The 13243-nt window shown below is 72.7% G+C and carries 9 protein-coding genes; 1 reads left to right on the top strand and 8 read right to left on the bottom strand.

The features are described 5' to 3' along the window. Positions 1-49: 49 nt before the first annotated feature. The 5 genes from ACY34M_RS34120 to ACY34M_RS34140 form a co-directional block, all read right to left on the bottom strand. Positions 50-3964, bottom strand: a complete 3915-nt coding sequence (locus ACY34M_RS34120) for a lipopolysaccharide biosynthesis protein (protein ID WP_462723228.1) — start codon at positions 3962-3964, stop codon at positions 50-52. After that, a complete protein-coding gene (locus tag ACY34M_RS34125) occupies positions 3957-4733 on the bottom strand; it encodes a polysaccharide deacetylase family protein (protein WP_462723250.1) in 777 nt (258 codons plus the stop codon). Before ACY34M_RS34125 ends, ACY34M_RS34120 begins: the two co-directional genes overlap by 8 nt. A gap of 44 nt (positions 4734-4777) precedes the next feature. Further along, the gene (locus ACY34M_RS34130; protein ID WP_462723249.1) at positions 4778-5848 is read right to left on the bottom strand and encodes a glycosyltransferase family 2 protein; all 1071 of its coding nucleotides are present in this window, start codon (positions 5846-5848) and stop codon (positions 4778-4780) included. Positions 5849-5868: 20 nt separating this feature from the next. After that, positions 5869-6699: a glycosyltransferase family 2 protein gene (locus ACY34M_RS34135; protein WP_462723227.1), complete on the bottom strand. Its 831-nt coding sequence runs from the start codon at positions 6697-6699 to the stop codon at positions 5869-5871. 394 nt (positions 6700-7093) lie between these two features. After that, a complete protein-coding gene (locus ACY34M_RS34140) occupies positions 7094-7504 on the bottom strand; it encodes a hypothetical protein (RefSeq protein ID WP_462723226.1) in 411 nt (136 codons plus the stop codon). Between the two features lie 226 nt (positions 7505-7730). Between ACY34M_RS34140 and ACY34M_RS34145 the strand changes: the two genes are divergently transcribed. Further along, positions 7731-8540, top strand: a complete 810-nt coding sequence (locus ACY34M_RS34145) for an SGNH/GDSL hydrolase family protein (RefSeq protein ID WP_462723225.1) — start codon at positions 7731-7733, stop codon at positions 8538-8540. A gap of 12 nt (positions 8541-8552) precedes the next feature. Here the strand turns inward: ACY34M_RS34145 and ACY34M_RS34150 are convergent, their stop codons facing one another. Genes ACY34M_RS34150 through ACY34M_RS34160 form a run of 3 tightly spaced genes read right to left on the bottom strand, consistent with a single transcriptional unit; the run spans position 8553 to position 13166 of the window. Continuing rightward, a complete protein-coding gene (locus ACY34M_RS34150; protein ID WP_462723224.1) occupies positions 8553-10256 on the bottom strand; it encodes a serine/threonine-protein kinase in 1704 nt (567 codons plus the stop codon). Between the two features lie 49 nt (positions 10257-10305). Further along, positions 10306-11811 carry a nickel transporter gene (locus ACY34M_RS34155; protein ID WP_462723223.1) on the bottom strand — a complete coding sequence of 502 codons (1506 nt, stop codon included), beginning with the start codon at positions 11809-11811 and terminating at the stop codon, positions 10306-10308. Then, on the bottom strand, positions 11808-13166 hold the full coding sequence (locus ACY34M_RS34160) for a tetratricopeptide repeat protein (protein ID WP_462723222.1): 1359 nt from the start codon (positions 13164-13166) through the stop codon (positions 11808-11810). Before ACY34M_RS34160 ends, ACY34M_RS34155 begins: the two co-directional genes overlap by 4 nt. Between the last annotated feature and the right edge of the window lie 77 nt (positions 13167-13243).

Genomic DNA, 13243 nt, shown 5'->3' on the forward strand with positions numbered 1-13243 from the left:
AGCCGAACAGTGCGGCCTCCCGGATCCAGCCTGATCCGTCAGAAGGACCCTAGCCGAGCCCCATCGTGATGAACCGCTGGATCAGCGACGCGAGGACCACCGCGAGCAGCGGCAGCGAGAACCAGAACGTGCTCTGCAGCCAGCGCAGTTGCCGCACGCTCGGCCGCAGCGCGACCCGTACCACCTCGCGCGCCGTGAGCAGCACGATCAGCGCGACCGCCGCGAGCGCGCCCACCAGGGACCACGGCGTCCAGGTGACCTGCGGTCCGATCGGCCCCGGATCGGCCTTCGCCACCTTGCCCTTCGGCCTGTCCCGCAGCTGGTACATGGTCACGTCCTCGTTGACGTAGACCTTCTTCAGCTCCTGGCGCCGGTCCAGGTTCTCGACGAGGCGCGTGGGCCAGGACTTCGAGTAGCCGACGTCCAGCTGGAGATAGACCACCTGGCTCTTGTTGAGCACGAGGTACGAGTTGGGGCCCGCGTCCTTGAGCGCCTTGACCAGGCCGCCGACCAGGACCGGGTCGACGGGCGCGAGCGTCGGCACGTACTGGACCTTCTCCATGTCACGGGCGCCCCACGGCAGCGCGGGCGTCACGTTGTCGACCGTGTCGTTGCTCATCCACAGCAGCCGTACGGTCGGCTCGTCGCGGGCGTAGATGTAGTCCATCGCGGCGACCTCGCCGGGCCGGATCCGCTCGAACGGTTCGTTGCCCCAGCGGGCCACCAGGAACCCGCCCATGAGCAGCAGGCCCGCCATGAGCGCGGCCAGCGGGGCGAGGCTGATGCGGTCCTTGTCGCGTTCCTTCGGCGTGACGCCGGTGCGCGGGAACAGCGCGAGGCCGGCGAGGAGCGCGGCGCCGGGCAGGGCGAACATGAAGACCCTGAGCGCCATCTCGCCGCCGTAGGACTGCATCCCGAAGCCCAGGAACGGCACGAAGGCCAGGACGAGCAGCGAGCGCTCGCGGTACTTCCAGTCGCGGCGCCGCCACCAGCCGTAGCAGGCGAGCGCGAGGACCGTGCCGGCGAGCGCCACGCGCGTGTAGAGCACCAGCTTGTGGGACGAACTGCCCTCCTGGATACGGCCGGAGACCGAGGACGTCACATTGCTGCCGACGCCGCCCACCCCGCCGAACAGATCGTTGAAGTGACCCGACCAGTACGGCTCGGCGAGGAAGCCGAGCCAGACCACGACGACGACGCCGAACAGGATCGGCAGCCCGCGCAGTTCGGACCTGCCGACCAGGACGAGGACCGCGAGGACGCCCAGCATCACGAACGGGGTCAGCTGGTGCGCCGGGACCGTCGCCGCGAACAGCAGGATCAGGACGACGAGCAGCACCGCGCGCTGGCGCCGGTCGGTCGGCGCGACCTCGCTCTCGCCGGGGCGCCGCTTCCCCCACAGCATGCGGGGCGCCCTGAAGTAGACCAGCAGGATCGCCACGAAGACCAGATAGAGCAGGTACGTGAAGCCCTGCGGCGAGAAGTAGTCCTGGCCCACCCAGCCGCTCAGGACGAAGATCCAGACTCCGGTCCACTTGGCCCGCCAGCTCGCCCGGACCGAGCGCAGCAGCAGGAACATCGGTGCCAGGTAGAGGAGTTGGACGGCCGTCGGCCACCAGCGGACGACCTCGGTCAGGTCGCTGACACCGCAGGCCTTGGCGAGGAAGGCCGCGGCGGCGAAGAAGCCGGGCCAGCTCCAGCGGGCGTCCAGGTCGGGGACCGCCGAGCCGGTGCGGTCGATGTAGTCCATGAAGCCCAGGTGCTGCCAGGCCGTCGCGAACCGCGGCTCCGCCTCGATGACGGCGGGCAGCGCGTGCAGGGACACGACCGTGGCGAGCAGGGTCAGCATCAGCAGCCGCTTATGCGGCCGTTCGAGCCACAGGAGCGAGGCGAAGACGCCGATGAGCAGGGCCGCGCCGAGGAGGGTGACGGGGGAGAGGACGGAGACCAGGCCGAGCCCGCCCATCCGCTCCAGATCGGTTTCGCCCATCCCGAGGACGGGCCCCCAGTAGAGCCCGAGCGCCGCCACCAGCAGCAGCGCGAGGACGACGACGGTGGGGGTGAGCCGGTGCGGGGCGGCCGGGGCCGCCGGGGCGGGTTCCTCGGTGCGCGGGGGAGGGACGACGGGATCCGGCTCCGGATCCGGTTCCGCCTCCCACTCCGGCACCGGTATCGGCTCCCGCTCCCGCTCCGGTGCCGCCTTCGGTTCCGGCCTCGAAAGGTCCACCGTCTCCCGCACGCCGGGGCCCCCGGAGCCCTCCTCCCCGTGACTCCCGCTCGAAGCCTGCGAGGCAGAGGCAGAGGCAGAGGCGGAAGCAGACGCGGAAGCGGACGCAGAGGCGGAGGCAGACGCGGAGGGCGACGCCGGCTTGGCAGCCCATGTGGGCATCCCCGGCCGGACGTCGGGACGCCGTTCCTGATGGTCCAGGTTCAGCTGCACCGCGAGTTGCAGCGTGTCCGAGTCGATCGCGTCGCGCAGCGCCCACTTGGGGCGCTCCTCCGCGCCGACCCGTACTTTCGGTGTGCCGAGGTCGGCGAGGTCGCCGTCGGGCGGCGCGTCCTCGGGCAACGGCGCGGCGGGCGCGGTGCGCACCACCGCCCACAGCTTCGGCGCGGCGATCGCCACGATCACGGCGAGCGAGGAGATCTCCGCGACGCCCGCGCCGGTGAGCCCCATCCGGGGCAGGAGCAGCAGCGTCAGACCGAGCACGAGCACGCACAACAGGCCCTGCAGCCAGGCGAGTCCTGAGGTACGGCTCTGCGCGCGCAGCACCGCGAAGTACGTCTCCATGACCACCCGCAGCGCCGCCCCGACCGCGAACCAGCGCAGCAGCGGCGTCGCCGCGTCCGCGTAGTCACGGCCGAACACATGCAGCACGTACGGGGCGAGGACGAAGAGCAGGAAGCAGATCGGGAGCATGATGCGGGCCATGCGGCGCAGCGCGGCCCGCGTGTTCGCGGCGAGCTGCGCCGGATCGTGCGAGCCCTCCACGGTCAGCGAGGCGCCCATGTTGATGGCCAGCAGGTTGACCGTGCCGCCGATCGTGGTGGTGATGTAGAAGTACGCGTTGTCCGCCGAGCTGACCTGCGAGGCGATGATCACCGGCACGAGGTAGACGACGGCGAGCGAGAACAGCGAGCCGGTGTAGTCGCCCGCGAGGAACCGGCCCATCTCGCGCAGCGTCGGCGGATCCGTCTTGCCGTCCGTGGCCGCGATGTGCCGCGGCACGAGCCTTCGGAACACGAGCAGCCCGAGCGGGATCACCGAGAACGCGATCGCGACGACCCACGAGACGAACACCCCGGTCGTCGCGAGCGCGGTCGCGAACGCGACGAGCAGCCCCAGCTTGACCAGCGAGAACACCGTGTTGCCCACCGGCACCCACAGCGCGCTGCGCAGCCCGGTGAGCACCCCGTCCTGGAGCGTCAGCAGCGACCAGGCGACGACGGCCGCGATGAAGCCGAGCCCGTGCAGCGTTCCGTGCAGGAATCTGTACGAGGGTCCCCACACGTCGAGCGTCAGCAGGAAGACCACCGCGGCGAACGCGACGGCCACCGAACTCCCCGCGTACGTACGGAAGATGAGCCGTCCGGTGCTGCGCCCCGCGATCGGGATGAACCGGGCGAGCGCGCCGGTCAGGGTCACGGCGGTGAGGCCCGCGAGGAACTTCATCGCCGCGATCGCCGCCGAGCCCTGCCCGACCGCGTCCGCCGTGTAGTAGTGCGCGGCGGCCAGCCAGAACCCGACGCCGAGGACTCCGGAGATGCCGGTGTTCAGCATCAGCGCATAGGCGTTCCGGAACAGCTGGCTCCCGCCCCCCGACCCGCCCATGCCGTCCTTGCCGCCCTTCTTGGCGCGCCCTGTGCCGGGCAGCCTGAGCCGGCGGCCGACCGGGGACGGCGCTGCGGCGTCGGTCGTGGTGGCCGGTTCGGCCTCGGCGGGTGTGGTGGTCGTGTCAGACACGGGTACGCGCCGCCTTCCGGCGGGCCTGTCGGGCTCTGCGGACCACGGCGTAGCCCTTGGTGAGGGCCCGGTCCCCGGCGAAGGTACGGCCGATGGCGCGGCCGTCGATCAGCCGCTCGAACTCGGTGACGCCGGTCGAGCGGCGCACGGTGACCCGCCGCAGGGCGTAGGGGCCCTGACGGCGCCTGGCGAGCGCGTTGCCGACGGCGAGCGACTGGGCGAACCCGGCCGCGCGCACCGCCCGCCGCACCCGCCGGTCGGAGTGGCCGTACGGATACGCGAAGGAGACCGGCGCCCGGCCGAGCTCGCCGGTGACGATCTCCCGGCACCGCAGCAGCTCGAACTCCAGGTCCGCGTCGTCGAGCTGGTCGAGCTGCGGATGCGTGTGGCTGTGCCCGCCGATCTCCACGCCCTGCGCGGCGAGCGCCCGCACCTGGTCCCAGTCGAGCATCGCGTCGAGCCCGCCCCCGGTGTCGTACGCGCCGCGCAGCCACCCCGTCGAGACGAACAGGGTGGCCGCGAAGCCGTGCTTGGCGAGGCAGGGCAGGGCGTGTGTGTGCACGCCCTCGTAGCCGTCGTCGAAGGTGATCAGGACGGGCCGGTCCGGGAGCGCCCCGCCCCTGCCGCGCCAGATCCCGGCGAGTTCCGCGGTGGTCAGCGGGGTGCAGCCGTGGTCGGCGAGCAGCTCCATCTGTTCGGCGAACTGGCTGGGTGAGACCGAGAGTCCGCGCGTCTGCGCGTTCGGGTGGGAGGAGACCGCGTGGTACATGAGGATCGGCACGGAGCCGCCGTCGGATGCCTGTTGTGGGGCGCTCACGCCGCCGCCTCCGTTCTCCCGACCTGCTCGGTGTGGGCGTCTTCCTTCGCGTCTTCCGTCGCGGGCGCCGTCACGGGTTCCTCCGCGGGATCCGTCGCGGGCGCGGCGATCTCCGCGACGGTGAACGTCGCGCCCCCGCCGCGCGCCCGCCAACTGCCGACGACGTAGCCCCCGGCCGCCGTGAGCACCCCGGTCACGATCGCCCCGGCGCGGCCCGCGCCACCGGGCCGGCCGAGCGCGAAGTCCCGCAGACCGCGCGCCGCCCCGGCCGGAAGCACCCGCGTCGAGTACGCCCGCTCCGTCTCGAGTCCCCTGTCCGCGCCGACACTTCGGGCGACGAGTGCCTTGGAGAGGCCCTCGGCATACGTGCGCGTACGGAAATAGCCGAACCGCTCACGCGCCGCCGGCACCCGGTGGTGGATGACGGCCCGGTCGTCGATCAGCAGCACCGCGTCCGGTCTGGCGCGCGTGATCCGGATGCACAGCTCCGTCTCCTCGCAGCCCAGCGGGCGCTTGTCGCCGTCCCGGCCGATGCCGGTCGCGAAGCCGCCCGCGATGTCGAAGGCGCCGCGCCGGAACGAGGCGTTGCCGCCGAGCACATTGCGCACCCTGACCTTGCCGCGCGGCAGGCCCTTGTACGTGCAGCCCACCACCCAGTCGAACTCCTCCGGGAACCAGCGGGGCCTGCGCCCGGAGGCCCAGACGGGCTCGGTGCGGCCGCCGACCGCGAGGACACGCGGGTCCGCGTATCCGTCGGCGAACCAGCGCAGCCAGTCCCGCTCGGCGACGGCGTCGTCGTCGAGGAACGCGACGATCTCGCCGCGGGCGGCGGCGACCCCCGTGTTGCGCCCGGCGGACAGCCCGCGCGGCCCGGCGTTCGCGAGCACCCGCACGTCCGCCCCGTCCTTGAACTCCTTGGTGAGGCGGTCCAGCAGGGCCGGATTGTGGTCGACGACGAGCAGTGTCTCCAGCGCGGCGTACGACTGCCCGCGCACGGAGTCGACGGCGGCGAGGATGTCGTTCCAGCGGTCTTCGGTGTACACGCAGATGACGACGGACGCCGTCATCCGGTCCTCCTGTCGTCCCGTCAAGACCCTTCCTCTCGTACGAGGTTGAGCTTTGCGGGGTTCTGCCTGCTGCGCAGGGCGCGCCGGTTCGAGCGCTCCTTCAGGATGACCTTGAGTACGCGGATCCCGTCGCGGACGGCGCGCAGGTTGCTGGCGCCGTGGATGCGTAAGTACTCGTGGCTCGGTATCTCCTGGACCTTCAGGCCCGCCTTGACGACCCGGATGTTCATCAGGGTCTCGACCTCGAACCCGGTGCAGTCGAGCTCGATCTCGTCGAGGCAGTGCCGCCAGAACGCGTTGTACCCGTAGCACAGGTCGGTGTAGCGGGCCCCGAACTTGGCGTTGACCGCCGAGCACAGCGCCCAGTTGCCGAGCTTGCGGATGGGCGTCATGTCGTCCGTGCCGCCGCCGTTGGCGAACCGCGAGCCCTTGGCGAAGTCGGCGCCGGAGACGAGCGCGGAGACGTAACTGACGATCTCCTGGCCGTCGGCGGAGCCGTCCGCGTCGACCATGACGATGATGTCGCCCGAGCAGGCCTTGAAGCCGGTGGTCAGGGCGTCCCCCTTGCCCTTTCCGCGCTGCGGTACGACCACGACGTCCGGCCACAATTCCCTGGCCACCGCGACGGTGTTGTCGGTGGAATTGCCGTCCACCAGAACGACTTCGTGGATCCAGTCGGGAAGGGTCTTGAAGACGTACGGAAGATTCTCCGCCTCGTTCATGGCCGGAATGACCACGCTGACCCGTGGCGCGATGGCCAGGTGCGTGGAGATGGCCCGATACTGAGCTGGAATTCGGCCTTCCGGAGATGTCCCCTCGGGTATCACCGGAGGCACAACGGAACTGCTCATGAGTCTGGTCCCTCTCGTCCGGTGGACCGCCCGCCCCCGGGCGGTCCGGCTTCGTGTCCGGTTCGAAAGGGGGGTTCTCACTTACGGCCGTGCCGGAAGAGCTCTCCGTACAGGCCGGGTGAGCTGGCAATACACACCGGTCGGTCGGACCGGTCGCGCGGCACGCGACCCGGCGACACCGGACGCCGAGGCGAACGGCCCACCGGACGCGGCACCCCCCTGCCGCGCCCCGCCCCGGACCTTCGCGACCCCGGTCCCTCCCCCGAGTCGCATTTCCTGCCGGTCCGATGCGGGTGGATGTACGACGGTATTGATGAATACGACTGTATGGCAAGACCTGGAACGAGGTCTCACGTTTTTATGGTTTTGGTCATTTCCTTAACTTCCGTCCCCATCAGTGGATTTTGCCGGTCCGTTCATGGATGTCCGGTGTCGCGCCCCCGCGCAGCCGCCGGACGAGCCATTGCGCGAGAAAAGCGGAAGCGCTCAGCAGACCCACCGCGAGTACTCCGCCGTCCACCGACCAGCGGTGCACGGCGAGCATGCCCTGGGCGACCAGCATCACGACCGCGACCGCGCCGGCGGCCGACGCGAGCGCGCGGGCCCACGGGTCGAGGCCGCGCAGCGCGGCCGCGAACGCGGCGCCGGGCGCGGCGAGCAGGAAGAAGAGCGTGAGCGGTCCGCGCAGCGGGGACCCGGCGTGCGAGAGCGCGAGCACGAGACCCGCGCCTCCCGCGACGACGCCCGCCCCCGCGAGCAGATATGGGCCGTCCGATGACGACGGCTTGATGCCGATGGTCTGCATTGGCGACTTTGCCCCCCGAAGCGCCGGATGCCGGGCTTCAATGTCGCGCAGCCCCCGCCACGCCGTCAAGGTGGCCGTGGCCCGCAACTCCGGTACCAGGCACTCCAGTTGAGTGGTCCTCTACGGGCGTAGCGCGAGTGACCCGAGGGTAGGTCATATCTCTGACATGAACCTGCAACAACAGTGGGCGGCAGCGACCCTGCCGATCCTGCTAAAGGGAGGTTCCATGAGATCTTTCCGGATTGCGGCCTACGTCTCCTCCTTCGTCCTCGCCGCGGCGGCGGCCCTCACCGGGGCGGCGGCCGCGCAGGCCGCCGACTCCGCCGCCGCCACGGGCTATGTGGCCCTGGGCGACTCCTACTCCTCCGGCGTCGGCGCCGGCAGCTACGACTCCGGCAGCGGCTCCTGCAAGCGCTCCACGAAGGCCTACCCGGCCCTGTGGGCGGCGGCCCATTCACCCTCAAGCTTTAATTTCACCGCGTGCTCGGGTGCTCGTACGGGTGATGTCATCGCCAACCAGCTCGGCCCGCTCGGCACGGGGACCGGGCTCGTCTCGATCTCCATCGGCGGCAATGACGCGGGCTTCGCCGACGTCATGACGACCTGCGTCCTGTACTCCGAGTCCACCTGCGTGTCCCGGGTCAACGAGGCGCGGAACTACATCACTTCGACCCTGCCGAGCAAGCTCGGCGACGTCTACTCGGCGATCAGCACGAAGGCCCCGTCCGCCCGCGTGGTGGTGCTCGGCTACCCCCGCTTCTACAAGCTCAGCGGCACCTGCGTGGCGGGCCTCTCCGAGACGGAGCGCTCGGCCATCAACGACGCCGCGAACCTGCTCAACTCCACCATCAAGCAGAACGCCGCCACACGGGGCTTCGCCTTCGGCGACGTGACGAGCACGTTCACCGGGCACGAGATCTGCTCCGGCGACGCGTGGCTGCACAGCGTCAACTGGTCGAACATCGGCGAGTCCTACCACCCCACGGCCGCCGGGCAGTCGGGCGGCTACCTGCCGGTGTTCACCTCCGCCGCGTAGGCCGGTCCTGGCTCAGTACGTGGGTGAACCGGTGGTGGCACCGCTCGACGGTGTCACCACCTCGCACGTGATGGCGTACGACACGTAGTTCGACGTCACCGCGACCGGGCCGCTCACCTCGATGCCGATCCGGTCGCGCAGCGTCCCGCCCGCCTCGTGGCCCGTCTGCGTGGTGGTGACCGTACGGCTCTTGTTCGCGGCGCCCTTGGGGACGGCCAGCGTCTTCCAGCCGGGGTCCGAGGCCTCGCCGTTCCGCACCACCCAGCGGTACCGGACGCCGGCCGGGGCGCGGCCCACGGTGATCGTCGCGCTGAACGCCGGGGCCGCGGCGGCCGGCGGCGGGCACGGCCCCGAGTAACTGCCGCGCACCGCCTGGACGCTGACCCGGACGGACTGGGCCGGGGTGGTGCTGTGCCCACCGCTCCCGCCACTCCCGCCACTCCCGCCGTTTCCGCTGCTGCCTCCGCCGCCTCCGGTGGTCGAGCCGCCGCTGCCGCTGTTGTCGCCGGTGGTCCCACCGCCCCCGTTGCCGTCGCCGTCGTTGCCCCCGCCGCCGCCCTTGCCGCCGCCGCTGGTGGTCCCGCCGCTCGTTCCCCCGGACGTCCCGCCGCCGTTGTCCGCCGTCCCGTTGGGATTCTGGTCGCGGTTGACCAGTGCGTACGTGAGTCCTCCGATGGCGAGGAGCAGGACCACGATGCCCGCGATCAGGGCCGCCGACGCGCGGCGCGGGTGGCGGGGGTCCGGCTCCGCGGTGACCGGGGCCGTGGCGGCCGTCGGCGCCGCGCCCATCGGGGCCGCCGGCGGAGGAGGCGGGGGCGCGGGGGACTGCCGCGAGGTCACCGTCGGCTGCGAGGCGAGCGGCGAGGCCTGCACGGGGCCCGCGCGCAGCGTGCCGCCCGAACCGACGATCCGCAGATCCCGCTCGGCCTCGGCCACCGGGGTCCGCTCGGCCGGATCCTTGCGCAGCAGCCCCTCGATGATCGGGGCCAGCGGACCCGCGCGGCGCGGCGGCGGCAACTCCTCGTCCACGATGGCCCGCAGCGTGCTCAGCGGGGTGTCCTGGCGGAACGGCGAGTGCCCCTCCACGGACGCGTACAGCAGCACACCGAGCGACCACAGGTCCGACTCGGGGCCCGGCGTGCGCCCCAACGCCCGCTCGGGGGCGAGGAATTCGGGCGAGCCGATGACCTCGCCCGTCATGGTGAGCGCCTGCGTCCCCTCGACCGTGGCGATGCCGAAGTCGGTGAGCACGACCCTGCCCTCGTTCGACAGGAGTACGTTCGCGGGCTTCACGTCGCGGTGCAGCACGCCCACGTCGTGGGCGGCGCGCAGCGCGGCGAGCACCTCGGCGCCGATGTGCGCGGCGTATGCGGGGGACACCGGGCCCTCCGCGTCCAGCTGCTCGGCGAGGGAGACGCCACGGACCAGCTCCATGACGATCCACGGCCGGTCCTCCTCGGTCGCCACGTCGTACACCGTCACCACATTGCGGTGCGTGACCCGCGCCGACGCCCACGCCTCCCGCTCCAGGCGCGCGTACATGCGCTGCACTTCGGAGTCCGGGAGACCGGCGGGGGCGCGCACCTCCTTCACGGCGACCTCGCGCCCGAGCACCTCGTCGCGGGCCCGCCACACGGTGCCCATTCCACCCTCGCCGAGCGGATCGAGCAGCCGGTACCGTCCGGCGACAACACGCTCCACCACGGGCGCCCCCATTCGTGGGATGACAAGCAAGCGCGGCAAGACAAGTCTGAACAAAAGTAGCTCAACCGAGCGCCGTTGCAGCCCCCTTGAACGCCAATCCGCAGCCGAGCGCCACCACGACGAAGGCCGAACCGAACGGCACCGCACGGCTCACGCCACGGCGTACGAAACCGGCCAGCGGTCCGCGTCCGGGCCGCGGCCGGTCCGCCAGGGCCCGCGCGATCCGGCCGCCGACCCGCACCACCGTGAAGCCGACCGCGGTGAGGGTGAGTGCGAGCCCGGCGCCGTAGCCGAGCACCAGCAGCAGGCCGAACCACGCCTTGCCGAGCGCGGAGGCGCCGACGAGCACGACCACGGCGGAGGGACTGGGCACGAGGCCCCCGGCGAAACCGAGGAACAGGGTTCCGCGGAGGGTGGGCCGGGGCATCGGGTGCGCGTGGTCGTGGTGAGGGCCGTGGCCGTGGTGATGATCGTGACTGTGGCCGTGATGGTGACTGTGGCCGTGGCCGTGGCCGTGCGTATGTGCTCGCGCCGCCTTGCGGTACCGCCACGCCCTGCGCAGCAGGCCCACCCCCGCCACCGTCACCAGTACCCCGCTCGCCAGGCCCAGCCAGGCGATCACCGAGGGCGTGGCCGCGGAACCGGCCGTGACGAGGACGCCCAGGGCGAGCACCCCGAGCGTGTGCGTGACCGTCACGGACGCGGCGAGCGGCAGCACGTCGCGCGGCCGGGCCCGCCCGCGGGCCGCGGCGGCGGCCGCCATCAGGGTCTTTCCGTGACCGGGTGCGAGCGCGTGCAGCGCGCCGAGGACGAGGGCGAGTCCGAGGGCCAACGCGGCGAAACCGGGGCCGAGTTCGCGCCGCGACACCAGATGGGTGAGGGACTCGGTCCAGCGGTCGGCGCCGCGGGGGAGGATTTCGGACCGGGCCGCGCTCCCGCCCGTGGCCGGGGCCGCCGGACCGCCGGGCACGGCCGTGACCGACGCCGTGACCCGGTCGGGCGGCGAGGACAGCAGGCCCTTGGGGTAGCGCGTCAGCCGGTCCGACGTCGACTCGGCGGGAACGTTCGAGTCCGTCGGTGTCCTCCGGTCGCCGCGCGCCGTGATCTCGCGCCAGCCCGGGCCCTGGGCGACACCGGTGCGCAGTTCGACGCGCACCTTCTCGTCCCGGGGCAGCGGCGCCGTGAACGCGCACTCCACGCGCAGCGTTTTCAGGCCCGCCTGGCCGGGGCGCAGCTCGGCGTCGGCCGTCCGCACCGTCAGGGGCGCGCCGCGCCCGTCGACCGTCGCGTGGGCGCGCCGTGCGGCGCTCGCGCACCGCTCCTTCGCCCACGCCGCACGCCCCCGCTCGTCGAGTTCGGGCCGCACCTGCTGCGTCGGGATCTCCGCCAGGTCCTCCACGTGGTCGACGCGCAGGGTGTCGCGGCCGACGAGCAGCCCGTCGTAGTGGTTGACGGTGAAGTTGCCGAGCGGGTGCGCGGCGGCCTGCGGGGATCCGGCGAGGAGGAGCCCGACCGTGGCGGCGCCGAGCGCCGTGGGCAGGACGACGTACCGCTTCCAGCGCCTCATCGGGCCGCCTCCTTGCCCGCGGCCCCGGCCAGCGCCGCCCGGGCGGCCTTCGCGCCCAGCGGGGAGAAGCCGGGGTTGCGGTCCAGCGCCTTCCGCAGCAGCACGCGGCCCTCGGACCGGTCGCCCGCGGCCAGTTCGATCACACCCCGGTGGTAGAGGAACGCGGCCTCGCCGAATCCGGTCGCCGTGGCCCGGCGCGCGTACGGCAGCGCCTCCTTGTCGCGGCCGTTGACGTGCAGCGCCCAGGCGAGCGCGTCCGCCGTGTGCACGGTGTGCCGGCGCTGCCACTCGGCGCGCGCCGCCTCCAGGCCCGCGGCCCGGTCGCCGTGCTCCGTCGAGGCGAGCGCCGTGTCCAGGTCGACGTCGACGCCGCCCGCCCGCGCGAGCCGCAGCCACGTGCCGACGAGGGCGTACTGCCGCTTCGCCGCCTGCTTCTCGCCGCGCGCCTCGTACAGCTCGCCGAGCTCCACGAGCGCGGTCGGCAGCGGGGCGCGTGCGACGACGGCCTTCAGGTCGCGGATCGCTCCCGTCGTGTCCCCGCTCGCGGCCCGCGCCCTGCCGCGCCCCTCCAGGGCGGCCACGGAGTCCGGGTCCGCGCGCAGGGCCGTGGCGTAGTGGCGCAGGGAGGTCTTGTACTCGCCCCGCCGCCACGCCAGTTGGCCGAGGGAGGTCGCCACGTACGACACGTCGCCGGGGGCCGTCGACGAGGCGAGGGTCCGCTCCAGGACCTCGCGCGCGGTCGTGACGTCGCCGCGCAGCTCGTGGACGTAGGCGAAGCGGGTGAAGACCGGGACGCCGGGGCGGCGCGAGTCCGCCTCGTCGACCGCCCTCGACGCCTGCGCGTAGTGGCCGAGTTCGACGAGCGCGTCGACGCGCAGCGCCAGCGCGGCCTCGCTGTACGGGTTGACCGCGAGGGCCTTGCGCGACAGCCGCAGCGCGCCGTCGAAGTCGTGCCGGGCGGCGGCGAGCGCGGCCCGACCGGCGAGCGCCGGGTCGTTGCCCGGACGCAGCGTCAGGGAGCGGCTCAGGGCGCGCTCGGCCTGCGGGTAGCGGGACGGATCGGCGTTCACCCGCGCCTGCTCGACATACGCCGTGCCGAGCGAGGCCCACGACGCGTAGTCCCTGGGGCGGGCCTTCAAGTGCTTCTGCAGCGCCGTGACGCCCCGGTCGAGGTCGCCGGAGGCGAGCCGCGCCGGTGCCGGGTTCGGGGCGGTCCCCGTGGTCACGGACGTCGGCGGGCGATCGTCGTCGGCGACCAGGGCCCCCGCGGTGAGGGCGAGGGCGAGCGCGGCGCCGAGGGCGAGCAGCCGCCCGAACCCCGGGGCCCCGGGCCACTTGCCGGACAAGACCTGCATGCGCGCTCCTTGGGACGGTGTCCGTTGGACGGGTGGGAGGCGCGGCCCGCGGTGGAGGTCGAAGCACGCGGGCCGCG

The sequence above is a fragment of the Streptomyces sp. EDA2-14 genome, from assembly GCF_054963755.1.

Excerpts from the sequence above, each read along its gene's own strand:
- ACY34M_RS34125 (WP_462723250.1), bottom strand. The coding sequence starts at position 4,733 with ATGTACCACGCGGTCTCCTCCCACCCGAACGCGCAGACGCGCGGACTC.
- ACY34M_RS34130 (WP_462723249.1), bottom strand. The coding sequence starts at position 5,848 with ATGACGGCGTCCGTCGTCATCTGCGTGTACACCGAAGACCGCTGGAAC.
- ACY34M_RS34135 (WP_462723227.1), bottom strand. The coding sequence starts at position 6,699 with ATGAGCAGTTCCGTTGTGCCTCCGGTGATACCCGAGGGGACATCTCCG.
- ACY34M_RS34140 (WP_462723226.1), bottom strand. The coding sequence starts at position 7,504 with ATGCAGACCATCGGCATCAAGCCGTCGTCATCGGACGGCCCATATCTG.
- ACY34M_RS34145 (WP_462723225.1), top strand. The coding sequence starts at position 7,731 with ATGAGATCTTTCCGGATTGCGGCCTACGTCTCCTCCTTCGTCCTCGCC.
- ACY34M_RS34150 (WP_462723224.1), bottom strand. The coding sequence starts at position 10,256 with ATGGGGGCGCCCGTGGTGGAGCGTGTTGTCGCCGGACGGTACCGGCTG.
- ACY34M_RS34155 (WP_462723223.1), bottom strand. The coding sequence starts at position 11,811 with ATGAGGCGCTGGAAGCGGTACGTCGTCCTGCCCACGGCGCTCGGCGCC.
- ACY34M_RS34160 (WP_462723222.1), bottom strand. The coding sequence starts at position 13,166 with ATGCAGGTCTTGTCCGGCAAGTGGCCCGGGGCCCCGGGGTTCGGGCGG.